The 24,377-nt window shown below is 70.0% G+C and carries 23 protein-coding genes; 11 read left to right on the top strand and 12 right to left on the bottom strand.

Going from position 1 to position 24,377, the window contains the following annotated elements:
- Positions 1 to 13 precede the first annotated feature (13 nt).
- Entirely contained in the window at positions 14 to 805 is a 792-nt protein-coding gene (locus ACFVTX_RS17215) for a metal-dependent hydrolase (protein WP_386902286.1), read from the top strand.
- 15 nt (positions 806 to 820) lie between these two features.
- On the opposite strand, the gene hpaD is transcribed toward ACFVTX_RS17215, so the two are convergent.
- The gene (hpaD, locus tag ACFVTX_RS17210) at positions 821 to 1,816 is read right to left on the bottom strand and encodes a 3,4-dihydroxyphenylacetate 2,3-dioxygenase (RefSeq protein ID WP_386902284.1); all 996 of its coding nucleotides are present in this window, start codon (positions 1,814 to 1,816) and stop codon (positions 821 to 823) included.
- Between the two features lie 125 nt (positions 1,817 to 1,941).
- Here hpaD and ACFVTX_RS17205 point away from each other — a divergent pair, with 125 nt between their 5' ends.
- From ACFVTX_RS17205 to ACFVTX_RS17195, 3 genes are read left to right on the top strand one after another with little or no spacing between them, the layout of a single operon-like run.
- Positions 1,942 to 2,916, top strand: coding sequence for a LysR family transcriptional regulator (locus ACFVTX_RS17205; RefSeq protein WP_386902283.1), 975 nt, complete (start codon positions 1,942 to 1,944; stop codon positions 2,914 to 2,916).
- Entirely contained in the window at positions 2,916 to 3,596 is a 681-nt protein-coding gene (locus ACFVTX_RS17200) for a GntR family transcriptional regulator (protein ID WP_386902281.1), read from the top strand. The genes ACFVTX_RS17205 and ACFVTX_RS17200 overlap by 1 nt, the downstream gene beginning before the upstream one ends.
- 24 nt (positions 3,597 to 3,620) lie before the next feature.
- A complete protein-coding gene (locus ACFVTX_RS17195; RefSeq protein WP_386902279.1) occupies positions 3,621 to 4,037 on the top strand; it encodes an SMI1/KNR4 family protein in 417 nt (138 codons plus the stop codon).
- A gap of 147 nt (positions 4,038 to 4,184) precedes the next feature.
- Here ACFVTX_RS17195 and ACFVTX_RS17190 read toward each other — a convergent pair whose 3' ends face one another.
- The 9 genes from ACFVTX_RS17190 to ACFVTX_RS17150 all read right to left on the bottom strand — a co-directional run bounded on the left by ACFVTX_RS17190 (position 4,185) and on the right by ACFVTX_RS17150 (position 13,467).
- Positions 4,185 to 5,504 (bottom strand): DUF3500 domain-containing protein, encoded by a 1,320-nt coding sequence (locus ACFVTX_RS17190; protein ID WP_386902277.1) that lies wholly within the window; start codon positions 5,502 to 5,504, stop codon positions 4,185 to 4,187.
- A complete protein-coding gene (locus tag ACFVTX_RS17185; protein ID WP_386902275.1) occupies positions 5,497 to 7,173 on the bottom strand; it encodes a sugar ABC transporter ATP-binding protein in 1,677 nt (558 codons plus the stop codon). Before ACFVTX_RS17185 ends, ACFVTX_RS17190 begins: the two co-directional genes overlap by 8 nt.
- Entirely contained in the window at positions 7,170 to 8,339 is a 1,170-nt protein-coding gene (locus tag ACFVTX_RS17180) for a sugar ABC transporter substrate-binding protein (protein ID WP_386902273.1), read from the bottom strand. The genes ACFVTX_RS17185 and ACFVTX_RS17180 overlap by 4 nt, the downstream gene beginning before the upstream one ends.
- Positions 8,340 to 8,432: 93 nt before the next feature.
- Entirely contained in the window at positions 8,433 to 9,446 is a 1,014-nt protein-coding gene (locus ACFVTX_RS17175) for an ABC transporter permease (protein WP_386902271.1), read from the bottom strand.
- A 125-nt stretch (positions 9,447 to 9,571) separates the two neighbouring features.
- Positions 9,572 to 9,976, bottom strand: coding sequence for a RidA family protein (locus ACFVTX_RS17170; protein WP_386902269.1), 405 nt, complete (start codon positions 9,974 to 9,976; stop codon positions 9,572 to 9,574).
- Positions 9,973 to 10,860 carry a fumarylacetoacetate hydrolase family protein gene (locus tag ACFVTX_RS17165; protein ID WP_386902264.1) on the bottom strand — a complete coding sequence of 296 codons (888 nt, stop codon included), beginning with the start codon at positions 10,858 to 10,860 and terminating at the stop codon, positions 9,973 to 9,975. Before ACFVTX_RS17165 ends, ACFVTX_RS17170 begins: the two co-directional genes overlap by 4 nt.
- Complete coding sequence (locus ACFVTX_RS17160) at positions 10,857 to 11,363, bottom strand: nuclear transport factor 2 family protein (protein WP_386902262.1); 507 nt, start codon at positions 11,361 to 11,363, stop codon at positions 10,857 to 10,859. Before ACFVTX_RS17160 ends, ACFVTX_RS17165 begins: the two co-directional genes overlap by 4 nt.
- Positions 11,360 to 12,646: an FAD-dependent monooxygenase gene (locus ACFVTX_RS17155; protein WP_386902261.1), complete on the bottom strand. Its 1,287-nt coding sequence runs from the start codon at positions 12,644 to 12,646 to the stop codon at positions 11,360 to 11,362. Before ACFVTX_RS17155 ends, ACFVTX_RS17160 begins: the two co-directional genes overlap by 4 nt.
- A gap of 20 nt (positions 12,647 to 12,666) precedes the next feature.
- Positions 12,667 to 13,467 (bottom strand): dienelactone hydrolase family protein, encoded by an 801-nt coding sequence (locus ACFVTX_RS17150; RefSeq protein ID WP_386902259.1) that lies wholly within the window; start codon positions 13,465 to 13,467, stop codon positions 12,667 to 12,669.
- A gap of 148 nt (positions 13,468 to 13,615) precedes the next feature.
- Here ACFVTX_RS17150 and ACFVTX_RS17145 point away from each other — a divergent pair, with 148 nt between their 5' ends.
- A complete protein-coding gene (locus tag ACFVTX_RS17145) occupies positions 13,616 to 14,671 on the top strand; it encodes an amidohydrolase family protein (protein WP_386902257.1) in 1,056 nt (351 codons plus the stop codon).
- Between the two features lie 71 nt (positions 14,672 to 14,742).
- Complete coding sequence (locus ACFVTX_RS17140; protein ID WP_386902255.1) at positions 14,743 to 16,218, top strand: NAD(P)/FAD-dependent oxidoreductase; 1,476 nt, start codon at positions 14,743 to 14,745, stop codon at positions 16,216 to 16,218.
- A gap of 41 nt (positions 16,219 to 16,259) precedes the next feature.
- Here the strand turns inward: ACFVTX_RS17140 and ACFVTX_RS17135 are convergent, their stop codons facing one another.
- The gene (locus ACFVTX_RS17135; RefSeq protein ID WP_386902253.1) at positions 16,260 to 16,529 is read right to left on the bottom strand and encodes a hypothetical protein; all 270 of its coding nucleotides are present in this window, start codon (positions 16,527 to 16,529) and stop codon (positions 16,260 to 16,262) included.
- Between the two features lie 260 nt (positions 16,530 to 16,789).
- On the opposite strand from ACFVTX_RS17135, the gene ACFVTX_RS17130 reads away from it, so the two are divergent.
- From ACFVTX_RS17130 to ACFVTX_RS17110, 5 genes are read left to right on the top strand one after another with little or no spacing between them, the layout of a single operon-like run.
- Positions 16,790 to 18,235 (top strand): APC family permease, encoded by a 1,446-nt coding sequence (locus ACFVTX_RS17130; protein ID WP_386902251.1) that lies wholly within the window; start codon positions 16,790 to 16,792, stop codon positions 18,233 to 18,235.
- The gene (locus ACFVTX_RS17125; RefSeq protein ID WP_386902249.1) at positions 18,235 to 19,596 is read left to right on the top strand and encodes a glutamine synthetase; all 1,362 of its coding nucleotides are present in this window, start codon (positions 18,235 to 18,237) and stop codon (positions 19,594 to 19,596) included. The genes ACFVTX_RS17130 and ACFVTX_RS17125 overlap by 1 nt, the downstream gene beginning before the upstream one ends.
- Before the next feature lie 46 nt (positions 19,597 to 19,642).
- Positions 19,643 to 20,776 carry an amidohydrolase family protein gene (locus ACFVTX_RS17120; protein WP_386902247.1) on the top strand — a complete coding sequence of 378 codons (1,134 nt, stop codon included), beginning with the start codon at positions 19,643 to 19,645 and terminating at the stop codon, positions 20,774 to 20,776.
- A gap of 8 nt (positions 20,777 to 20,784) precedes the next feature.
- Positions 20,785 to 22,008, top strand: coding sequence for a M20 family metallopeptidase (locus ACFVTX_RS17115; RefSeq protein ID WP_386902578.1), 1,224 nt, complete (start codon positions 20,785 to 20,787; stop codon positions 22,006 to 22,008).
- Complete coding sequence (locus ACFVTX_RS17110) at positions 22,005 to 23,345, top strand: aspartate aminotransferase family protein (RefSeq protein ID WP_386902245.1); 1,341 nt, start codon at positions 22,005 to 22,007, stop codon at positions 23,343 to 23,345. The genes ACFVTX_RS17115 and ACFVTX_RS17110 overlap by 4 nt, the downstream gene beginning before the upstream one ends.
- A 29-nt stretch (positions 23,346 to 23,374) precedes the next feature.
- Here the strand turns inward: ACFVTX_RS17110 and ACFVTX_RS17105 are convergent, their stop codons facing one another.
- Positions 23,375 to 24,259, bottom strand: a complete 885-nt coding sequence (locus ACFVTX_RS17105; RefSeq protein ID WP_386902243.1) for a MurR/RpiR family transcriptional regulator — start codon at positions 24,257 to 24,259, stop codon at positions 23,375 to 23,377.
- Positions 24,260 to 24,377: the final 118 nt, after the last annotated feature.

Genomic DNA, 24,377 nt, shown 5'->3' with positions numbered 1-24,377 from the left:
ATCGATGATGGGCATGAATCACGCGATCAGCGGCGCCGCCGCCTGGGTCGCCGTCACCGGCGCCGCTCCCCTGCTCGCGACGGGGGTGTACCCCCTCGACCCGATCGGGGTCGTCGTCGGCGCGACGGTCTGCGCCGGGGCGGCGCTCCTCCCCGACGCCGACCACCACAGCGCGACGATCTCACGCTCGGTGCCGGTCCTCGGGCCGCTCACCGCACGCCTCGTCGGGGCGCTCTCGGGCGGGCACCGGCATGGCGCGCACTCCCCCGTCGGAGTCCTCGTGGTGGCCGCCGCCGCATGGGCGCTCACGGTGTTCACGGTGGCGGTCGAGCCCATCGGCGGCTTCGATCCCGGCACGGTCGCGATCGGCGCCGGCCTCGGCACCGCCGCCCTCACCGCGTTCGCCCTGAAGGCGCGCGACCTCGTCGATTCCTGGATCGCCGCGTGGCTCGCCGGCGTCGCGCTCGGGCTGTTCATCGTCGTCTTCGCGCCCGAGCAGATCGCCTGGTTCCCGCTCGCGGTCACCCTCGGCTTCGTCGCGCACCTCGCGGGCGACGCCCTCACCACGGGCGGCCTGCCGGGCCTCTTCTGGCCGTGGGTGCCCCGGCCGCCCGACATCGTCGACGACATCCCCGTGCTGAACCGCCTCTGGCTGCAGAACGGCTACGTCGCGCTGCCCATCCTCGGCGACACGGGTTCGTGGCGCGAGAAGGCCTTCGGCGGGCTGCTGACGCTGTACTGCACGCTCGGCCTCGGGTACGAGGTGCTTCGAGGGGTCGGGCTCGACCGGTACTTCGCCGGCTGAGGCGGGCGAAGCCGGTCAGTGCACCCCGAGGAAGTCCTCGAGCGTCGCCGGCGACGCGGTCACGAACGGTTCGTGCACGGTCTCGCCCGGGAACTCGCTCGCCTCGAAGAACCAGCGACGTGACGCCGGCATGCCCCAGAGCTGTGCGCGGCGCGGGTTCGAGACATCCCACCTGATGGGCGCGGCCTCGAGGTCGATGAACTGGTAGTGCGTCGTGAACAGCTCGATGCGGTGCTGGTCGGGGTCGCGCAAGTAGAGGAACAGTGCGTTGCTGATGCCGTGGCGGCCGGGGCCGCGGTCGATCTCCTGTCCGAAGCCGGTCGCGCCCGCGACATCCGCCGCATGGATGAGGGACGCGGCATCCGGCACCGTGTACGCGAAGTGGTGCAGTCGGGGGCCCCGGCCGTTTGTGAAGACGAGGTCGTGCGTGTTGCCCTTGACCTCCATCCACGTGCCCCAGAGCTCGTCGGTGCCGTCGGTCGCGGTGTACTCGCTCATGCGCATGCCGAGGCCCGTCCAGAAGTCGGTCGCGGCCTGCACGTCGTAGGTGACGACCTGGTAGTGGTCGAGGCGCTGCGGCGCACCCGCGACGAACTCGTCGAACTGCTGCATCTTGCGCTCGACGACGTCCATCGACGAGGTGAGCTCGATGTGCGTGCCCACCGGGTCGCGGAAGCGGATCGTCAGCCCCTGGTGGTCGACGTCGACGCGCTCGAAGTCGATACCCGAGCCCGTGAAGTGCCGCTCCGCGGCCACGATGTCGTCGTCGGTGCGCACGCGAAGACCGATTGCGAGCGCCTTCGGCTCGGCGGCGAGCTCGAGGCGCAGGCTGTGGTGCGAGGCCTCCTCGAGACCGCGCAGGTAGACCACGTCGTCGGTCTCCTCGGTGACGACGAGGCCGATGGTGTCGCGGTAGAAGTCGCGGCTCGCGGCGAGGTCGGTCACGGCGAGCGCGACGTGGCTCGCGCGGGTGATCGCGAACGGCGGGGTCTGGTTCCAGGTGGGCAGCATGGCGGTTTCCTTCCGGGTGTCGAACACCTCAAGGCTCGCAACGCGCGGCGGTTCACGGTACTACCGATGCGCTCTGCCGGTCATAGCCCAGACCTATCGAACGGATGCGACGATAGGCTTCGCACATGGAACTTCGCCATCTGCGGTACTTCCACGCCGTCGTCGAGGCGGGCTCGCTCACGGCCGCCGCGAAGGCGCTGCACATGTCCCAGCCGCCGCTCAGCGTCGCCGTCGCCCAGCTCGAGACCGAGCTCGGCATGCCGCTGCTGGTGCGCACGTCGCGGGGCGTCGAGCCGACGACCGCCGGCCGGACGCTGCTCGAGTCGTCGGGCCGGGTGCTCGGCGAGGTCGACGAGATCGTCGCGACCGTGCGCCGCTCGGCCGGGCGTGGCAACGGCGTGCTCACGGTCGCGGCCGTGCCCGCGCTCATCTGGCATCGGATCCCTCGCCTGCTCCGCGACGTCGCGGCCAGCTCCCCCGACCTCGAGATCCGGCTCGTCGACCCGCCGCCGTGGACCGCGCTCGACCTCGTCGTGAACGGGCGGGCGGATGTCGCGGCCGTCCTGGTCGCCGACCCCAGGCGATTCGTCGCCAGGCACGGCGACGCCTTCGAGATCCGCGACTGGGGTGCGGTGCCTCTCGTGGCGGCGCTGCCGCCCGGCACGAAGGCGCCCGACCCGCTGCCCCTGCATTGGTTCGACGACCGCATCGTGCTGCTCCCCCAGCGCACGGCCGCCGTGCCGAGCCTGCCCGAGCTCGTCGACGCCGAGTTCCTGCGGCTCGGGGTCGTGCCGCGCGAGGTGCGCACCGTTGCGACCATCCAGAACATGGTGCCGCTCGTCGAGGCCGGCCTCGGGGCCGCTCTGCTGCCAGACGCCGACCAGGCGAGCCTCGGGCGCTTCGACCTCGTCGTGCGGCCGACGCATCCCTCCCCCGCACCCCTGCGGGCGCTCGTGCTCGCGCGCCGCGGCGCCGCTGCTGACCCGGTCGTCGGCCGGTTGCTCGAACTCGTCGGGGCGACATCCGCCCATTCCGAGGTCGACCTCACAGATCGTGTGCGATTTCCCATACAATCGCAGGACGCGCGAGAGGACCGATGATGGCAGCGAGCAAGGCAGAGCAGGCGTACGCCGTCCTGAAGGCGCGGATCACCGATGGCACCTATGGGCCCGGGTACCGGCTGGTCATCGACCAGCTCGCCCGCGAGCACGGCATCAGCTCGGTACCGTGGCGCGAGTCGCTGCGACGCCTCGAGGCCGAGGGCTGGGTCGAGATCGTGCCCAACGTCGGCGCCCTCGTGCGCACGTTCGACGCGCAGGCGTTCGAGCGCACCATCCGCCTGCTCGCCCGCCTCGAGGGGCTCGCGACCGCCGTGTCGGCACCGAACCTCACCGCCGACGACCTCGCAGAGGCCCGCGCGTTCAACGCCCAGATGGCCGAGGCCCTCGCGAACTTCGACACCAACCTCTTCGGCCTGCTCAACCGGCGCTTCCACGAGGTGCTGTGCTCGAAGAGCGACGACACCCGCCTCAATGAGCTGCTCGCCAACGAGTGGGCGCGGCTCGACTTCATCCGCCGCTCGGCCTACTGGCACGCGCCCGGCCGCGCCCAGGCCTCCGTCGCCGAGCACGAGGCCCTCGTCGCCCTCATCGAGAGCGGCGCCGACCCCGACGAGATCGAGGCCGCCGCCCGCCAGCACGAGATCAACACCCTCGTCGCGGTCACGACCTATGACGCCGCCCTCGCGGGCCACACGCCGAGCGAGTCGCAGCTGGCATAGAGCGCCGAGCCGACGGACGACAGAATGGTGAATGGCGGCGGATCCGAGGCCGAGAGTTGGGCGGTACTCCTTGACCTGCCCTACATCTCGACGCGTCCAGGCGCGACGCCGACCCGGATCGATGACGCGGAAGGCCGACTTCACGAAGTGATGCCGCCTTCTCTCAGGGCGCTCTATCTTCAAACGGATGGGGTCTGGCATCGCGACGGGCAGTGGGACGTCATCTGGCCTCTGCAGGAACGCATCGCGCGGAACGGTCATCCCGATGCTAGGAGATTCGGGCTGGCGTTCGGAGACGACGGAACCGGGAACCCGTTCTGTATCGACGCAGGCGGCGCCATCGCGTACTGGTCCGAGATCAACGCAGAGTCCACCTGGCTATCAGGTGACTTGGAGTCATTCTGGAAAGCCTGGTGTCGCGGCGACCTGCCCCCTCACTAGCTGCGCAAGAAAGAGCCTGAACCACGATCTCTGACGTCGCACCCAGCGAGTCCACGCCCGCGCGCGGCAGTACCGAAGTACCGAGGTGGCGCCCGTCGTGAGCCGGACACCGATTCCGAACGCCTTTCGGCGCCGGCCGAACGACGATCAGGCGTCTCGGCCCGCTCGCCACCGCGCGATCCACGCACGCGCGTAGTCGTTGCCGTTGGGCAGACGCAGGGTGGTGTGCACGTGGAAGCGCGCCGGCAGGCGGTTCGCCAGCCAGACGCCCGCGTGGTTGTCGAGCTCGGCGATCACGACCGGGCTCTGGATGCGGAAGTACACGGGCTCGCTGCGGTCGGTCGCGCCGTACCAGGAGAACCACGTCTCGTCGAGGTGCGCGTCGTAGCGTGCGAGCATCGCGTCGCGCTGGGGCTCGCGCAGCAGCGCATGGAAGTCGGCCACGATGCGGCGCACCAGCGCCCGCTGCGCGGCATCCAATCGCGACACCGGAATGCCCTCGTAGGGCACCACGCGGTTGTCTCGGAAGGCGCCCGCGACGTGGCGCTCGTCGGCCGGGTGCAGGCGCCCATCGGGCATGGCCGGGTCGAGCACCGAGGCGAACACCACGGCCTCGGCCCGCTGCTCGGGCGTGAACGATCCGGCCAGTTCGAGCGCGAGGCCCTCGCGATCGTCGAAGAGCGGCGGGCGGGCGCCGTCGGAGAGCGCGGGCTCGGCGCCGATGAAGACCGGCGCGATGACGTCGCGTCCGCCGACGGTGACGAAGTTCAGCGCGACATGGTGACCGAAGAGCTGCCAGCCCCACGGCCCGTCGGTCGAGGGCGTGCCGAAGAGCGAGAACCAGTAGCTGCGCTCGTTCATGATCGTCGGCAGCTCGGTGAGCTCGCCGAGGTATCCGTTGAGGGCCATCGCCTCGCGGACCTGCGCGAATCCTTCGGGGCTGAGGGATGCCTCGACGAGGCCCAGGATCGACGCGACCTGCCGGTCGGCGAGGTCTTCGAGCCGCAGCCCGTTTCGGTGGAACACGAACTCGGGGTTGCTCCAGCCACGCCAGTCGGGGGCGTCGACGTCGTACTGAACGCGCTCGCGCAGGTCGTCGGGCAAGGACGTGAGCACGCGCTCGGCGGCGGCCACGAGGGCGGGGTCGCCTGAACCAGCGGGCGCGGATGCGGATGCGGATGCGGCATCCGCCCACACCTCGCCCAGCACGACGCCGTCGGCCGTGATCCCGACGAACGGCTCGTCGTAGAGCGCGTCCCAGTCGCGCAGCAGCGCCTGCAGGAACTCGTTGCCCTGCCGAGCGGCCGTGAACTCCTCGTAGGACATGCCCCGCCAGGGGGCGAGCTCGTCGCCGTCGAGCGGATAGAGGTGGTCGCGGAAGCTGCCGTCGTCGAGTTCCACGGCCTCGTCGCGGGCACTCACGCGCGCCTCCGAGAAGAAGCCGTCGAGGTCGCGGTCGTCAGTCATCAGCGGAGCCGTCCGTCGGCGAAGCGCTCGAACCAGGCGCCGCGGGCGCAGCGCCTTCGGCGGAGCCGGCGGCATCCGCCCGGCTGCGCTGCCGCAGCCGCGCACGCGCGCCGTTCGTGTAGATCGCGGCGACGATGTCGTCGGGCGTCATGGGCGAGGTGAGCTCTCGCTGGATCTCGCCGTCGGCGAAGACGAGCACGCGGTCGCACACGAGGGCGAGCTCGTTCTCGTCGGAACCCGCGACCACGACGTAGGTGCCGGTCTCGGCGGCATCCCGGATGGCGGCGCCGATGATGTGGCGAGCGCCGATGTCGACCGCCTGCGTGGGCTCGTGCAACAGCAGCAGCTTCGGGTCGGTCGCGAGCCACTTCGCGACGAACACCTTCTGCTGGTTGCCGCCGCTGAGCGTGCCGACCATGGCGTCGGGGCGCGGCGGGCGCACGTCGAGGCGCTCGATCCACTCGTCGGCGAGCGAGCGCTCACCGCGTGCCGAGAACGGCAGCAGGCCTCGCTTCGCGCGAGAGGTCTGCGGGAACGCGATGTTCTCGGAGACCGACATGCCCGCCGCGATGCCGCTGTGCTCACGCCCCTCGGGCACGAGCGAGATGCCGCTCGAGATCGCCGTGCTCGGCGTGAGCCCGGCGAGGCCGATGGTCGAGCCCGCGAGCGAGACCTCGCCGGCGGTCGCATTCGAGACGCCCGCGAGCAGGTACGGCACGTCGTCGTAGCCCGAGCCGGCGAGGCCGGTGAGGCCGAGCACCTCACCGGGGCGCACCTCGAACGCGATGTCGTGCACGCCGAGCCCGGTGACGTCGGCGACCGCGACGGGCTCGCCCGTCAGGCCGGGCAGCGGGGCGCGGTCGCCGAGGTCGATGAGCTCGCGCCCGAGGATCAGGCCCGTGAGCGTCGCCTCGGTCATGCCCGCGACCTCGCGGCCCGACTCGACCACGGCGCCGTCGCGCAGCACGGTCACGCGGTCGGCCGCGTCGACGACCTCCTCGAGGCGGTGGGTGATGAGCAGCACCGCGGTGCCGGTCGCGACGATCTCGTCGAGGAGCGTGAAGAAGCCCTCGAGGGCGCGGCGGCCGAGGGCACGGGTCGACTCGTCGAAGATGATGAGGCCCTTGCAGGGCGTGGCATCCTGCAGTGCGCGGGCGATCGCGACGATCGCACGATCCTCCTCGCCGAGGTCGCCGACGAGCGCATCGAGGGGTACCGAGCGCTGGATGCGGTCGAACACCGCCTGGGATGCCGCGCGCTCGCGCTTCCAGTCGATGCGACGGAACGGGCCGGTAGGCGACAGGCGGCCGACGCGCAGGTTCTCGAGCACCGTGAACGAGTCGACGAGGCCGAGGCTCTGGTGCACGATCGCCATACCGCGGGTGCGGGCGTCGTGCGGGGTCACGGGCAGGTCGAAGGGGCTGCCCTCGAACGAGACGACGCCGCCCTCGTCGGGCGTGTAGAGGCCCGACAGGATCTTCGCGACGGTCGACTTGCCCGACCCGTTCTGCCCGACGAGCGCGTGCACCTCGCCGGGGCGCACGTCGAACGTGATGTCCTTCAGCACCCGCGTGCGGCCGAATGTCTTCGAGAGCGATTCGACCGTGAGGCGGGCGCCCCGGGGAGCGGGCGATGCCGCCCGCTCCCCGACCGCGGTGCCGAGGGTCATGCAACACCCCACAGCGCTTCGAAGTCCTCACGGAACGTCGTCGGGCCGAACCACTCGCCCGATGCCTCTGCCTCTTCGGTGAGGGTCACGTCGCCGATGTTCTCACGCGTGAAGAGGCGAACCGGGATGGTGTACTCGGGCACCGTCGAGCCGGTCATGAGCCGCAGCGCGAGGTCGGCCTCGACCCAGCCCTGGTAGGCGTTGGCCTGCCCCGTCGCGGCGTAGAGGTACGTGTTCGACGCGAGCGCCTGGAGGGCGCCGATGCCGGCCGAGCCGGTCACGCCCTTGACGGACTCCATCATGCCCGCGGCCTGCACGCCGCCCTGGGTCGGCTGCAGGAACTGCGCGAAGTCGTTCACGACGTAGCCGATGGTCGGGTCGTTCAGCAGCGCGGCACTCACCGACGGGGTGACCTGGGGGAAGTTCGACGACGACACGTCGTTGATCGTGTACGTGCAGTCGGGGCAGATCTCGTCGAGCTCGTCGGTCCCGGCCTGTACGTACGCCTTCTGCGAGGGGCCGTCGGCCGTGCGATTGATGAGGATGTTCGCGGTGCCGCCGGAGTCCTTCGTGATCCACTGCGCGATCGCGATCTCCTGGTCGGAGCCGCCGGCGGGCACGTAGCCGAGCGTCTCGGACGCGGGGTGGCTGTCGTCGGGGATCTGGTTCGAGATGACGACGGGGATGCCGGCCGCCTGGGCCGCATCGAGCGCGTTGGCCGCGAGGCCGTACGGCACCGCGTCGGTGACGATGGCGGCGGCGCCGGCCTGGGTGCCCTGGCCGATGCACGAGCCGATGTCGCTCGGGTTGCCCTTTCCGTCGCATACCTGCACCGAGATGCCGACGGTCTCGAGGGCCTCGGTGAGCTGCGCGCTCACGATGCTGAACTGCGGCGACTGCAGCGTGACGGGCACGTAGTAGACGGTCTCGCCCTTGAAGGCGTCGATCCCGTCGACCGCCTCGGTCGGCACGGGGTAGGCGTCGAGCGGCGCCTCCACGGCGGCGAGCGCGGCGTCGAGGTCGGAGTCGCCGCTGCCGGCGGAGGCCGACGCGGAGGGCGAGGTGGCGCTGCCCGAGTCGGCGCAGCCGACGAGAGCGAGGGCGCTGACGGCGACCGCGCCGGCGGCCACGAGGCCCTTGATGCGGCGGGCGGATGATGCGTTCATGCGGTGTTCCTTACGTGACGACGTTGACAGTTCGGACATGGACTTGCGGGGGTGCCAGGTGGTGCAGGGATGGTGCGGGGTGGTGCGGCTCGCCTACCTGGTGCGGCGATGGAGCACGGTGGAGATGCTGACCGCGATGATCAGCACACCGCCGTAGAAGATGTTCGAGATGGCGGGGCTCGCGCCGAGGAACTTGAGGCCGAGCACGCCGGTTGCGAGGAAGTACACGGCCACGAGCGTGCCGAGCGGGTTGAACCGCCCCGGCTGGAAGATCGCGGTGCCGAGGAACGTCGCGGCGAACATGGGGAGCATGTACGTCTGCGAGGTCATCGCCTCGGCGCCGCCGAAGTAGGCGGCCGAGAGCACGCCGCCGAGGCCTGCGATGATGCCCGCGGAGACGAACGCGCCGATGCGGATGCGGTTGACGCGCACGCCGGCCAGGCGGCTGACCTCGCGGTTCTCGCCGACGAAGCGCATGTTGCGGCCGAGGGGCGTGAACTGCAGCAGGTAGGCGAAGCCGAGCATGAGCACGAGTGCGAGGTAGAACGTCGTGGGCAGGCCGCCGAACGTGGTCGTGGCGACCTTCGAGAACTCGGCGGGCAGGCCGCTCACGGGCTGCAGGTTGCTCGCCCAGCTCGCGATGCCGAGCAGCACCGTGCCCATGCCGAGCGTGACGACGATGGTGTTGACGCCGAGCCGTACGACCAGCAGCCCGTTGACGAGGCCGGCGAGGGTCGCGATCGCGATGGCGAAGAGCGCGGCGAGCCAGACGTTCCAGCCGTGGTTCACGTTGAGCACGACCGTGAGGATCGACGCGAGGCCGAAGTTCGACGCGACCGACATGTCGACGAACTCGCCGACGATGATCGTGCACAGCAGGGCGGCCGAGAGGAACACGAGGTCGGACTGCCCGCCGAAGATGGACGCCCAGGTGCCGGCGTGGAACATGTTCTGAGGCCGCAGCGCGGCGAAGATCGCGATCAGGAGGATCCAGACGGCGATCACCGAGAAGCGGGACGATGCCCAGCCGACCCACGATCGGGGCTGCGTCTCCCGGGCCGTCGCGATGGCGACGGTCTCGTTGGGGCTCGTCTTCGTGTTCGTCATGGGGGTTCCTGCTCCCGTCCTCGCGCCATTGCGTCGCACGTTCGTCGTGCGGTCGGTCGTGCCGGGCTGGTGCCCGGTGTGAGTTTCGTGTGTGAGATCATATGCGATCTCCTGCTTGACGGCGTTCATCGGATGCCGCCTCCCGCGCGCTCCTCGATCACCGCGGTCAGCTCGGCCTGCACGAGGCAGCCCCGGTCGAGCGGCGCTGCCATCACCTGGCGAGCCGGCCGGTCTGCGGCATCCGGGAACATCGCGATCCACTCGCGATTGATGGCCTCGCGATCACGGTGGTCCGCCACCCAGAGCGTCAGCTTCAGGATGTCTCCGACTCCCCCGCCCACGGCGGCCATGACCTCTCGTACCCGGGCGAACACGAGCGTCACCTGGGTGTCGAGGTCGGCCGGGATCTCGCCCGTGACCGGGTCGCGCGCCGTGAGCACGCCCGACTGCACGAGCGGGCCGATGCGGCACGCGGCCGGGACCGGGTTCTCGTGCGCGAATCCGTCGATCTCGATCGTGATGCGGGTCATCGATGCTCCCCCACGCCAGGCTCCTCGACACGGCGCTCCGGCACCACGCGGTTCTCGATCGCGCCGAGCCCTTCGATCTCGGCCCGCACGACATCGCCGACCTCGAGGAAGTTGCGCGTGGGCGCACCGATGCCCGCGGGCGTGCCCGTGGCGAGGATGTCACCGGGCTTCAGCGTGAACACCTGCGTCAGGTACGCGATCTGCTCGTAGACGTCGGAGATCATGTCGTCGGTGCGCCAGTCCTGCCGCACCTCACTGTTGACCGTGAGGGTCATGCGCAGGTCGAGCGGGTCGGCGATCTCGTCGTCGGTCGTGAGCCACGGCCCGATCGGCCCGTGCGTGTCGAACGACTTGCCGAGCGTGAACGTGGGCGAGCGCTTCTGCAGCCAGTCGCGCACCGACACGTCGTTCGCCACGAGGTATCCGGCGATCACCGAACGGGCGTCCTCGACCGGGACGTGCTTGCACTCGCGGCCGATGACCACGGCGAGCTCGATCTCGTAATCGAGCTCGTCGGAGACGTCGGGCTTCACGATGTCGCCGTACGGGCCCGTGATGCACGTCACCTGCTTGTTGAACCACAGCTGGCTCGTCGGGATCGGGATGCCGGCGGCGCGCGCCTCCTCGGCGTGCTCTTTGTAGTTCATGCCGATGCCGAGGTACTTCTGCGGGTCGTCGATCGGCGGCAGCAACTCCACGTCGGCGAGAGCGTGGGTCACGCCCTCGCACGTGCGGATGGCCGGCCCGAGCGCGTCGAGGTGGGGCAGGATCGCCCGGAGCGAGGTGCCGACGCCCGGCACATCGGAGACGTCGACGAGCACGTCGCCGTCGACCCGGCCGATGCGCGGCTCGGAGCCGTCGACGGTGAACCTGGCGAGCTTCATCGTGCGGCCTCCTCGGTGGAATCGGCGACCTCGGCGGGCCCGGCGGTGGTGCGCAGCTCGGAGGGGAGCTTGCCCCACACCTCCTCGCCGCGCGGTGTGAGCTGGAAGTTGAGGAACCGCCACGCGGCATCCGCACCGGCATCGGATTCGCCGGATGCCCCCCGCACGACGACCTGCGTGACGACGCCCTGCTGCGTGCGCGTCGAGCCGTCGGGGTTCGCGAGCTCGTTCACGATGGGGCCGGTCACGATGGCGACATCGCCGACCACCCGGATCTCGAGGTCGCCGCGCTCGATCGAGCGGTAGGCGCGGCGAGTGCCGACGTGCTCGAGCAGCATCGCTTTGTCGTGCACGACGCCCGGGGCGTGGATGTGCACGAGCCGGTCGTCGAAGATGCGCGCGAGGGTGTCGAGGTCGCCGTCGATGAGCGCCTGCTGCCGACTCGCCTCGAGGGCGAGGATCGCGGCGCGCTCCGCGGCATCCGCTGTTCTGATGTCGGTCATGCGCGACCCGCCTCGACCTGCGCGGCCTCCCAGGTGCGGAAGCCCGTCGCCTCGCCGGCCTCGTGCCCCGGGCGGGGTGCCCCGACGAGCGCGTGGTACTTCGAGAAGATCTCGTCGGCCTCGGCGAGCGGCAGCACCTGCTCGATGTCGTCGAAGGGCTGCCCATCGGTGCGCTCGGCGACGATGCGGCGGATGACCTCGTAGCCCTCGCCGCGCATGTTGTCGGCGATACGGTTCACGATCTCGCGGCGCGCGCGGTCGTACGCGGCGAACGCCTCGCCCGGGTCGCCCAGCTCGACGAGCTGCTCCGTGAGCACGCGGGCGTCGAGCATGGCCTGCGTGATGCCGTTGCCGCCGCGCGGGTACATCGCGTGGGCGGCGTCGCCGAGCAGCACGACCCGGCCGTCGACCCAGGTGTCGAGCGGGAAGTGGCGGATGAGCGGGAAGAGGTACACCTCGCGCGAGTCGCGGATGAGCTGCTGCACGTCGAGGAACGGCAGCTTCAACGAGTCGAACGCGGGGATGATCTGCTCGGGGTCGGCGACCTGGTTCCAGTCCTCGACGGTTTCTTCGCCGTTGGTCTCGACCACCCAGTTGATGAGGTCGAGGCCCGAGCCTTCGAAGTCCTCGGCGATCGGGTACACGATCATCGTCGAGATGCGCGGGTCGCCGAGGTGCAGGATCGTGTGCCCGCCGCGGATCGGCTCGCGCAGCGTCGTGCCCCGCCACATGGTGATGCCCGAGAACTCGGGCTCGGCCTGGGTCGGATGCATCCGCCGGCGCACGGCCGACTTGATGCCGTCGGCCGCGATCATGGCGTCGTGGCGCGCCTGCTCGGTGCGGCCGTCGCGGTGCTCGAGCTCGAGCGTGACGCCGTCGGCGTCCTGGTCGTAGCGCACGACGCGCGCACCGAGCACGACCGCGTCGTCGCCGAGACGCTGGAGCACCGTGCGAAACAGCAGCATCTGCAGGATGCCGCGGTGCACGAACCGCTGCTCGTGCAGGTAGCCCATGTGCACGCCGCACTTCTCGGCGTAGATCTCCTGGCCGAAGTGGTTGAAGAAGATCGAGTCCTCGGCGTCGACCGAGATCGCACGGAACTCCTCGAGCAGGCCGAGGTCGTCGAGCTCGCGCGTGCCGACCGTCTTGATGTCGACGCCGACGCCGAGCGGCTTCAGCTCGGGCACGCTCTCGTAGACGGTCGGGCTGAACCCGGCCTGGTGCAGGCGCAGGGCGGTGACGAGCCCACCGGGGCCCGCGCCGATGATGGCGATGTCGGTCATCTGTTCCTCTGTTCTCTGACTCAACGGGCGCTCGAGCGGATGCCGGCGGCTGCGCCGGTCACCTCGCCGAGGAAGTCGACGGTGCGCGCCCACGCCCTGGCGGCGTTGCGCGGATGGAAGGCGGCGCCCGGCATGCCGAGCGCGTCGGTCTTCGGGTTGGTGAAGGCGTGCCGGGTGCCGCTGTACAGGTCGAACTCCCAGTCGATGCCCGCGCCAGTGAGGCCCGCCTTGATCGGCTGCCAGTGCTCGGGACCGGCCATGGGGTCGTCGGCGCCGGTGCAGAGCAGCACGGTCGCCGAGCCGATCGCGGCCGACCAGTCATGGGCGACGAGGTCGAGGCCACCATGGATGCTCACGGCCGCGACCACCGGTGCGCCCGTGCGCACGTACTCGAGGGCCGACGACCCGCCGAAGCACGCGCCGACGATCACCGTGCGGTCGGCGTCGAACTCGGGCTGGGCGGCGGCGGCCTCGTGCGCGGCGCCGAGGCGCGACATCCACTCGCCCCGGTTCGCGGCCATCGAGCCGATGAGGCGCCCGATGTCGGCGCCGCCCTGCGGTTCGGTGCGCTCGCCCCACATGTCGGCGGCGAAGACGGCGTAGCCGAGCTCCGCGTAGCGGGCGGCGAGGTCGATCGTGTCGGCGCCGAGGCCGAATGCGTCGTGCACGAGCAGGATGCCGGGGCGGGACTCGGCAGCAGGGCCGCCCGCGGCGAGCGCGGAAGCGTCAGCGCCCGCAGCGCCGACCGGCGCCACGAGGCATCCGATCATGCGCGTGCCGTTCGCCTCGTAGGCGACGTCGCGCTGGGTCAGCTCGGCCATCTCGGCCCCTCTCTCCGCCCGGAGGTCGACGAGGTTCGTTCGACGTCGAGCGTGATCATGATCCTACACAGGATCACACACGATTTCCAATACGATCTGATCTACACTGAATCGACATCACGCGACGAAGCGAGAAGGAGCACTGACCATGACGGTCGTCGACATCAACATCCACCACCTCCCCGAAGACCTCTTCACCAACGAGAAGATCCTCAACGGGTTCCTCGATTCGGCCCCACGCGGGTTCGGCGAGATCGCCCGTGTCATCGAGATGGAGAGCGGCAGGAAGCAGCTCATCCTCGAGAAACCGGCCGGACATCAGAACCTCAACTACGTCGAGGGCGACTACTTCGCCGAGGCGAAGCTCGCCGCCATGGACGAAGCGGGTGTCGACTACGGCATCATGCGCGTGCCCGTCTGGCAGGAGTGGCTCGGCCTCGAGACGTGCAAGGCCGTCAACGACAACGCCGCCGAGATCGTCGAACGCTCGGGCGGGCGCCTCTTCGCCACCGCCTGCGTGCCGCCCTGGGGCGGAAGAGAGAACATCTACGAGCTCGAACGAAGCGTCGGCGACCTCGGCGCCGTCGGCGTACAGCTCGCCTGCCACTACGGCCAGCTCTACCTCGACGACCCGGTGTTCGAGCCCTACCTGAAGGTCATCGAGAAGCTCGACATCCCGGTCATCGTGCACCACACACCGCTGCCCGTCGAGTGGAAGTCGGTCATCGACTACACGAATCTCCGCCGCGAGTACGGCCGCATCATCGACCAGGGCATCGCCGTCGGCCGCGAGCTCTTCAGCGAGATGTTCGACCGAATGCCCGGTCTGCGCTTCATCCACACGATGATGGGCGGCAACTGGTTCGCGAACACCGCACTCCTCACGCCCCATGCGACCAACAAGGCGGAGGCCATGCAGCGCCTCGACCCGTCCGGCGGCGAGAAGATCAAGCAGTACCTCGACGAGAACATCTTCTTCGACATGACGCACCCGCACTCGTGGGGCAAGACCCAGGTCGAGGCCGCCCTCGAGATCAACGGCGCCGACCACTACCTGTTCGGCTCCTCGTTCCCCGTGTTCTACAGCTGGATGGGACAGGGCGTCGACTTCGTCAAGAACGACCTCGAGATCAGCGACACCGACCGCGAACTCGTGCTCGCCGGCAACGCGAAGCGCCTGTTCAAGCTGCCGATCGACGTCTGATCACGAGCAGGGCGGATGCCACGGGCCACGGGCCTGCGGCATCCGTCGCCGCCGCTCGGTACCGTTGTCATGTGACTCGAGCTGCGACATCCGATGCCTCCCTCCCCCACGTCGTGATCGTCGGCGGCGGATTCGCCGGTGTGAACGCCGCGAAGGCCCTCGCGAAGGCGCCCGTGCGCGTGACGCTCATCGACCGCCGGGTGTACAACACCTTCCAGCCGCTGCTCTACCAGGTCGCGACCGGCGGTCTGAACCCGGGCGACGTCACCCACTTCCTCCGCAGCCTTCGCCTGCACCAGCCGAACCTCGACATCGTGCACGAGCACCTCATGGAGATCGACCCCGACGCGAAGTCGGTGCGCCTCCTCGACGGCAAGACGATCGACTACGACTACCTGCTGCTCGCCAACGGCGTGACCACCGCCTACTTCGGCACGCCGGGCGCCAAGGAGCATGCGTTCGCCGTGTACTCGCGGTCGCAGGCGATCCGCATCCGCGACACGCTCTTCACTCGCCTCGAACTCGCCACCCAGCAAGAGGGACGTACCGACGGCCTGCACGTCGTGGTCGTCGGCGGCGGCGCGACCGGCGTCGAGATGGCCGGCTCCCTCGCCGAACTGCGCGACCAGGGTCTCCGCCCCGCATACCCCGAGCTCGAGGGCGAGGCGTTCCGCATCACGATCGTCCAGCGCGGCGAGGAACTCCTGAAGCCCTTCATCCCGAAGCTGCGCGGCTACGCCGCGAAGCAGCTCGTGCGCCGCGACGTCGAACTCTGCCTCGGCACCGGCGTCGCCGAGGTGCAGGAGCGCGCCGTGCTGCTCACCGACGGCCGCTCCATCCCGTCCGACATGACCATCTGGGCGACGGGCGTCGCACCCCATGAAGAGGTGCAGTACTGGAGCCTGCCCCTCGACGACCACGGCCGCATCAAGGTCGGCGAGGACCTGCAGGTCGAAGGCCTGCCCGGTGTCTTCGCCGCCGGCGATGTCGCGATCGCCCCGCAGGATCTGCCGCAGCTCGCCCAGCCCGCCATCCAGGGCGGCCATCACGTCGGCAAGCAGATCCTCCGACTGCTCGACGGCAAGCCGACCGAGCGGTTCGAGTACTACGACAAGGGCCAGCTCGCTATCATCGGGCGCCGCTCCGCCGTCGGCGAGATCCCCGGTCTCGCGAACCTGCCGGTGCTGCACGCGCTGCGCTTCCTGCAGCACGTGCCCGGATTCCGCAGACTCATCGGCCTGACGGGCTACTCGGCGTGGGCCGCCTGGCTGTTCGTGCACATTCGCAGCCTGCTCGGGTCGCGCAACCGGCTGAGCACCATGATCGGGCTCTGGGCGCGCTACGGCTTCCGTCGCTGGCGCACGCCCGTCCCCATCGTCGGCGACGTGCCCGCCATCCGTCCGTCGAAGGCCGAACGCCTGCGACTCACGCCCGAGCAGGTCCTCGCCGCCGAGGCGGCGATCGCCGCCGACCGGGCCGACCAGGTCGTCGACATCGAGCCGCCATCGGAGTCGAACCGGCCGATCGCGGAGCCGGCCGCCGAGTAGGCGCGGCGCCCGTCAGGAAAGCGTCACCGGCCGGCCCGGGCTCACCAGATCGTGCCGCCGCCGACCGAGATACCGGCCCAGGTGAGCGCGATGAAGATCGCCGCGAAGACGACGGGTGCAATGCCCGTGCCGCTTCTCGCGAGCCCCTTCAGCAGGGCGATCACGGCGAGGACTGCGGCGATGATCGAGAGCAGGCCGCCCAGGATCAGCCCGATGAACAGCGGAATGGGCATCAGGACGAGGCCTGCGAGCGCGACCCAGAAGGCAGCCCAGGCAGTCGGGTTCGAGGTGCGTCCGGTCGAGTCTGTCATGCAGCCGATCCTGCCAGATCCCGGACGAGTGCAACCCGGACCCGCGTCTCGAGAGACGAAAAGGCCCCCGAGAATCCTGCGATTCTCTGGGGCTATTGGCGGATCTGAGGGCACTCGAACTGGAATGTCTGAAACATTGCTTGCGCCAATCACCCGCTGATGTAATATCTGTTACAGCCCCCAGCGAACCCGCATGGTCCGGTTGGCAATCCCGGGCGTCAGAGCTGACGTCAGACGAAAGGCCCGAAATGACTTCGACGATGAAGATCCCGAGCGACGGCGCACCCGAGGCCGCAGCCGCGACACCGACGCGCAAGACGCTCCGACTCTGGGAGGTGGTCGCGATCTCGGTGGGCTTCATGGGTCCCGTGATGGCGATGTCCCTCAACGGCATCGGCGTCGCCGGCCTCGTCGGCCCTGGCGTCCCGTTCACGTTCGTCGTGTCGTTCCTCGGCACCATGCTTGTGGCGTACGCGTTCATCCGCCTCACCCGTTACGTCACGCACGCCGGCTCGGTCTACGCGCTCGCCGGCTCCACGCTCGGGCCGCGCGCCGGCTTCTTCGGCGGCTTCGCACTGCTGGGCACCTACATCTTCTTCGCCGTCTGCATCGCCGGAGCGTGCGGCGTATTCTTCGAGGCCATGCTGGCCGAGTTCGGCGTCACCATGCCGGCTTGGAGCTGGGTGGTCGTGCCGGTGGTGGTCGCGGTCTTCGCGCTCTTCCTCAACGTCCGCGAGTCGACCGTCACCGCGCGTACCCTCCTCGGCATCGGCTTCGTCGGCATCGCCGCGATGGTCGTCCTCTCCGTCACGATCATCGTCCGCGTCGCCTCCGGCGACGCCCCGGTCTCGACCGGCGTCGACTTCTCGGTGCTCACGCCGGGTGACGCACCGATCAGCGTCGTCATGACGGCGGCCGTGTTCGGCTTCCTGTCCTGGGCCGGCTTCGAGTCGGGCGCCTCCCTCGGCGAGGAGACCCGCAACCCGAAGCGCGTCGTACCCCGTGCACTCCTGCTCGCGGTGCTCGTCGCAGGCGTCATCTACGTGCTCGTCATGTTCGCGCAGACGATCGGATTCGGCACGGATGCCGCGGGCGTCGAAGCCTTCGCCGGTTCCTCCTCCACACTCACCACGCTGGCCTCCACCTACGTCGGCCAGTGGTTCGCCGTGCTGATCGCGATCTTCGCGTTCCTTGTCGCCTTCGCCTCGCTCCTGAGCTCGACGGCAGCTGCCGCCCGCCTGATGTTCGCCCTCGCCCGTGACGGCTTCGGACCGAAGTCGTTCGCCGCGACGAACGCGAAGACGGGGGTGCCGGTGCACGCGACGGTGTTCGTCGTCGTCCTGACCGTGGTCTTCGCGGTCGCGTTCGGCCTGTTCGGCGCGACCTCCGTCGACGTCTACTACTGGTTCGCGACGATCGCGACCCTCTGCATGGTGGTCGCCTACGGCATGACCTCGGTCGGCGTGATCAGGCACACCTTCTCGCACGGCTCAAAGATCCCGAAGTGGGAGATCGTCATCCCGGTGCTCGGCCTCGCCTTCCTCGCGTATGTCTACTTCATCCAGATCGCGGGCCAGGTCGCCCCCTACTCCTACTTCCCTTGGATATCCGGAGCCTGGTGCCTCATCGGCCTGATCATCGTGCTCGTCAAACCCTCGCTCGCCGATCGCATCGGCTCGCGCCTCAGCAGTGAAGACCTGGACTGATGACCGACCACCCCGGCGGCGACGAAGACGCCACGACGAACGGAACCGAACACATGGACCCCGCACCCACGAACGATGAGCTCATCTTCATCGCGACGACCGACATCTCGGCCCGCACGAAAGGCCGCTCGATGCGGCTCGCCGACTTCGACGAGAACTCCTCGCTCGGCTGGGTACCTGCGAACCTCGGTATCGGCTCGCTCGGGCACATCGTCGACGACATCCCGTACGGCTCCACCGGAGACCTGCGGCTGAAGCCCGACGCGACCTCTCATGCTCGCGTCGACGGCATCCCTGGCCGACCGCCGCTGAACGTCGTGTTCGCCGACCTCGTGAACACCGACGGATCGCCGTGGGAGAGCTGCCCGCGCACCTTCCTGCGCGACGCCGTCGAGCAGCTGCGCACCGAGTTCGGTATCACCACCCGCTGTTCCTTCGAGCACGAGTTCATGGACATCAGCGCCAAGGGCGACCACCACCCGTTCTCCCTGCAGGCGTTCCGCCGCGCCGAGCCGATCGGCTCCGAGCTCATGGCGGTGCTGCATCGCGCGGGTCTCGAGCCCGAGACCTGGCTGCCCGAGTACGGCCGCCACCAGTACGAGATCACCGTCGCCCCGACCGATCCGGTCGCCGCGGCCGACCGCGCGATCCTCGTCCGCGACATCGTGTACGACATCTTCGAGGCGCACGGCCGCGAGGCGTCGTTCGCCCCCGTCGTCGCGCCGGGCGAGACGGGGAACGGAGTGCACGTGCACTTCGGCCTCGACGACCTGGAGGGCAACACGCTCGTGTTCGACCCGGCCCGCCCTGGTCGGATGTCGGAACTGGCAGGAGGCTTCGCTGCGGGCATCGTCAGATACGGGCCCGCGATGGCGGCCCTGTTCGCCCCGCTCGCCACCAGCTACCTGCGCCTTGCGCCGCACAACTGGTCGACGGCTCGCTCCTTCCTCGGCTTGCAGAACCGTGAGGCGCTGCTGCGGATCTGCCCGACGAACGAGATCGACGGCCGTGACCCGAGTCGTCAGCTGCACTTCGAGTTCCGCGGCGGCGACATAGGCGCCAATCCGTGGATCCTCCTCGGCATGATCCTCCGCGCCGGTATGCAGGGGCTCCGCGACGGGCTGGAGACTCCCGAGATCGTGGAGGGCGAGCTCGACCTCGAGGACCGCCACTCGCACCTTGCGACGCTCCCCCGCAATCTCGAGCAGGCACTCGAGATGCTGAAGGCCGACGAGGTCGTCTCCGGCTGGTTCTCCCCCGCGTTCCTGGCGACGTTCGAGGCCATCAAGCAGGACGAGTTCGCCTCGGTGCAGGCGCGCTCGCTCGCCGAGCAGTGCGAGGTGTACGCGCGTGTCTACTGAGTTCGGTCCCGAGGACGTCCCGCTCCTCGATCACCACTGTCATGGGGTGACCACCCAGGAACTCGACCGGGCGGACTTCGAGTCGCTGATCACCGAGTCGGACTGGGATGCGCCCGAAGGCACCACGCATTTCGACTCGCAGGTCGGATTCGCGATCCGCAGGCATTGCGCGCCGGTGCTCGGACTCGAGCCGTTCGCGAGCCCCGAGGAGTATCTGGAACGGCGCCGCGAGCTCGGCGGCGCCGAGGTCAGCAGGCGCCTGCTGCGTGCGACCGGCATCAGCGACTACTTCATCGAGATCGGGCACCGGGCCGACGAGATCCTCGACCCTGCTGGGATGGCGGACGCCGGTGCCGCGCGCGCCTTCGAGGTCGTGCGGCTCGAGCGGCTCGCCGAGGAGCTCGTGATCGACGGCTGCATCGCCGCCGACTTCCGTGCAGCCTACGATCGCCTGCTCGACGAGCGGCTCGAGCGCGCGGTCGGCGTGAAGTCGATCGCGGCCTATCGGGTCGGGCTCGACTTCGCCCCGGAGCGCCCGTCGGCCGAGGAGGTCGACGAGGCCGTCGCACGGTGGATCGTCCAGACGACCGTGCATGCGGATGCCGCGGTGCGCCTCGACGACCCCGTGATCATCCGGCATCTGCTGTGGGCGGCGGCCGACCGAGCGTGCGCGATCCAGTTCCACATCGGCTACGGCGACGCAGACGTCGACCTGCACCGCTGCAACCCTCTCCTCCTCACCGAGTTCCTCCGACTCACGAGGTCGAGCGGCGCGCGCGTGCTCCTGCTGCACTGCTACCCGTTCCACCGCGAAGCGGGGTACCTCTCGCAGGTGTTCCCGCAGGTCTACTTCGACGTGGGGCTCGCGATCAACTACACCGGCTCCCGCTCCGACGCGATCATCGCCGAGACGTTCGAACTCGCCCCGTTCCACAAGATCCTGTTCTCCTCCGACGCCTTCGGTGCCGCCGAGCTGTACTACCTCGGTGCGCTGCTGTTCCGTCGCGGCCTCGCGAGAGCACTGGACGTCTTCGCGGAGCGCGACGGCTGGCCGCCGAGCGAACGCGCACGGATCGTCGAGCTCGTCGCATGGCGGAACGCCCGCCGCGCCTACCGGCTCGATGACGCAGCCTTCGCCGGCGGGTTCCAGTCGGCGGCATCCGGCGACGGTGCGCTGTGAAGACGACGATGGTGCGCCTCACCGAATTGGCGTCGCTCTGGAACATCGCCCTCGACCGCGAGGTGCCGGCCGCCCAGCAGCTCCGACGCGAGCTGCACGCGCGGCCCTGCGTCTCAGGCCGAGAGCACGAGGCGATGGCGCAGTTGGAGCTCGCCCTCAGCGAGTACGTCAGTCTTGATCCCGTCGCTGATACGGGCGCGATCGGACGGATCGGTCCCGCCGAGGGACCGTCCATCGCGGTCCGCTCCGAGCTCGACGCCCTGCCGATGACGGAACGGACCGGAGTCCCCTTCGCCGCCGGGAACGGAGCGATGCACGCCTGCGGACACGACGTCCACCAGGCGGCGCTCGTCGCGCTGTTGCGCGCAGCGAAGGGACTGGAACTTCCCCTCGGCCTCGTTGCGATGTTCCAACCGCGCGAGGAGAGCTACCCCTCCGGGGCCCTGGACATCGTCGAGGCGGGAACGCTCGAGCGCTTGAGCATCGCGCACGTCATCGGGGCACACGTGCACCCCGGCGTGCGCTCAGGCGCCGTGGCCTCGGGCGGCGGCTTCATCAACGCGGCGGCGGACGAGATCGAGATTCGCGTCACCGGGCGCGGCGGACACGCCGCCTACCCGCACGAGGCCAGCGACACGGTCGCCGCGATCGCGCAGATCGCGCTCGCCATCCCCGAGGTCGTCCGCCGCACGGTGAGCCCGCTGAGGCCGGCGATCATCAGCATCGGGACGCTCGCCGCCGGCGAGGGCGCCGCGAACGTCCTCCCGGCGGAAGCGCGGATCTTCGCCACCATGCGCACGACGGACCCCGCCGACCGGCTGGCGCTCGCTCGCGCAGTCGATGAGACGGCGCAGCGCATCGCCGAGTCCTTCGGCACCAGCGCCTCGACGCGGCGGATCGAGGGCGAGCCCGTGCTCGTCAACGACCCGGAGCTCGCGGCCGGCGCGGACGACTGGTTGACACGCCTGGGCATCGACGGCGCCGAGCCGATGCGATCGCTCGGCGCGGACGACTTCTCCTACTTCTGCGACGCGGTGCCGTCGTTGATGATGTTCGCCGGGGTGCAGACGGCCGGGCACGACCCGCAACCGGGGCTGCACCACCCGAGCTTCCTGCCCGACGACGACGCGGTCGGGCTCGTCGCACGCGCCCTCCTGGCCGGCTACCTGGCGGCGGCCGAGCGCGTGCTCGGCATCGAGCACCACCGCTCCGGCTCGGCGGCACTGGCATGAGCGGCACGTACGCCGAACGGCTGGCTGCGCGCGACGAGGCCGTCATCGCCGGCGTGGAGCGGCTGCGGTTCTTCCCGCTCGTCGCCGAGGCCGGTCGCGGCGAACTGCTCATCGAGCCCGGCGGACGGGAGCTGATCGACCTCAGCGCCAGCTGGACGGCATCGGGGTTCGGGCACGGCGAGGCGACGATCGCGGCGGCCATCGCGCGCGCCGCGATCGATCCGCCGGGCGCCTCGATCCTCTCCGGTTCGCATCCGGAGGCCGTGGCCCTCGCGGAGGAGCTGATCGCGCTCGTCCCGAGCCGGTTGCCGGCCGCCGAGCGCCGGGTCTACCTCGGGCACGCAGGCACCGACGCGAACGAGGTCGCGATCCGCGGATGCCGCCACGCGACCGGCCGACCCGGCATTCTGGCGTTCGAGAACGGGTACCACGGCGGTCTCGGCACCGCGCAGCGGGTGTCCGGGGTGCACGTGTCGGCCGGGGTCGCAGCAGACGCGGCTGTCTCCTTCCTGCCGTACCCCGACCTGCTCAATCCGCATACGGGCGACCCGCTGACCGTCGTCGCCGACGTGCTGGGCCGGGCTGAGCGAGAGCTCGCCCGCGGTGAGACCGCCGCCGTCATCATCGAGCCGCTGCAGTCCGACGGCGGGCTGATCGTGCCGCCCGAGGGCTTCCTCGCCGGCATCCGGGAGCTCTGCGATCGGTACGACGTGCTCCTGATCATCGATGAGGTGAAGGTCGGGTTGGGGCGGACCGGCCGCATGCACGCCTTCGAACACGATGGCGTGATCCCCAACGTCGTCACCCTCGGCAAGGCGCTCGGCGGCGGGCTCCCGCTCTCGGCGGCGATCGGTCCTGCCTCTGTGCTCGATCGGCCGGTCGCCTCGGCGCTCATGACGACCACGGGCAACCCGATCTCGTGCGCCGCGGGGCGAGCCGTGCTCGAGATCGTCCGGTCCGGTGTTGCGACGGCCAACGCGCGGGAGCGCGGCGAGCAACTGAAGGCGCTCCTCTCGGGCTACGCACACGGCTCCCGTGCGGGCGCCTCCCGGGTGCGCGATGTGCGCGGGCGCGGCCTCTCCGTCGGCGTCGAGCTCACGGCGGAAGGCGCGTCGGCTGCGGCCGACGCCGACCTCACCGCCAAGGTCGTGTACCGAGCCTGGCAGCTCGGCGCGGTCGCCTACCCGGTGCGGGGCAACGTCATCGAGCTCACCCCGTCGCTCCTGATCTCTGCCGAGGCGATCGCGCAGGCGGCCGAGATCCTGATGGCCGCGATCGACGACGCGGCGCTCGGCGTCGTGTCCGACGAGGAGATCGCGCCGTATCAGGGCTGGTGAGCCGCGGCACGCGTGCAGGATCCATCGTGCTACCCGGTGGACCCGGTGGATCCAGGCGTGCCGCGGAGGGCTTCCATGGCCTCGAGTCGCTGGCGCCCGTCCTCGCCGAGGCGCTCGGTGACGCCCGCGATCACGGTCTCGACGACGGCCATCGCCGGAACCAGCGAATCGAACGGCGACGGGGCGTCGACGCCGGCAGGCAGGACCGCGCCGGCGACGTCCGCGACGGGCGAGAGCCACCGGTCGGTGAACAGCACGAGATCGGCGCCGCGCTCGGCGACCCGGCGCGCGAAGCGCACGACGTCCTGGTCGTACCGCCGGTAGTCGAACACGACGAGCACGTCGCCGCGGCGGGTGTCGGTGACCGTGGCGAGCTGCGTGATCTCGTCGGCGCCGATCGTCTGGACATCCGGGCGAAGCAGGATCAGGTGGGCGCTCAGATAGTCCGCGAGCAGGTGGCTGAAGCGGCCGCCGATCAGGCGGATGCGCCGGCGCGGGTCTGAGAGCAGGACGACCGCGCGTTCGAACTCGCTCGTCGGCAGCTCGGCGATGGTGGAGGCGATGTTCGCCGAGAAGATCCGCGAGGCGCGCTCGAGCTCGCCGTCGTCGGAGCGCAGATCAGGGCGTCCATACTGCTCGAGGGGCGATCCGAGGCGCTCCTGGACTTCACGGACCAGCCGCTTCTGGAACGCAGGGAATCCGCTGAAGCCGAGTCGGTTGACGAAACGCACTACCGTCGGCGGACTCACGCTCGCGCGTTGTGCGAGCTCCGCGACCGTCCCCAGGCCGGCGATCGGGTAGTTCGCGATGATCGCCCGGCCGACCTTCCGCTCGCCGGAGCTGAGCGCGTCGAGCGATCCTCTGATCAGCGTGCTGATCGGTCCGTCGCTGGCATCCTGCACAGTATCCGTCATGGCGACACCCCCTGTGAAACATACGTTACATGAGGGATCATGCGCGCACACGCTGGCTCGGTCCCTCGACCGCCGGGGTGATCGTTCCACTGCTCGCCGCCCTCGGCTCCCCGCGTGA

The organism is Agromyces sp. NPDC058136, from assembly GCF_042884375.1.
Lineage (GTDB): Bacteria > Actinomycetota > Actinomycetes > Actinomycetales > Microbacteriaceae > Agromyces.
Note: the sequence above shows the minus strand (reverse complement) of the source record. Positions and strands in the feature narration are given on the sequence as shown.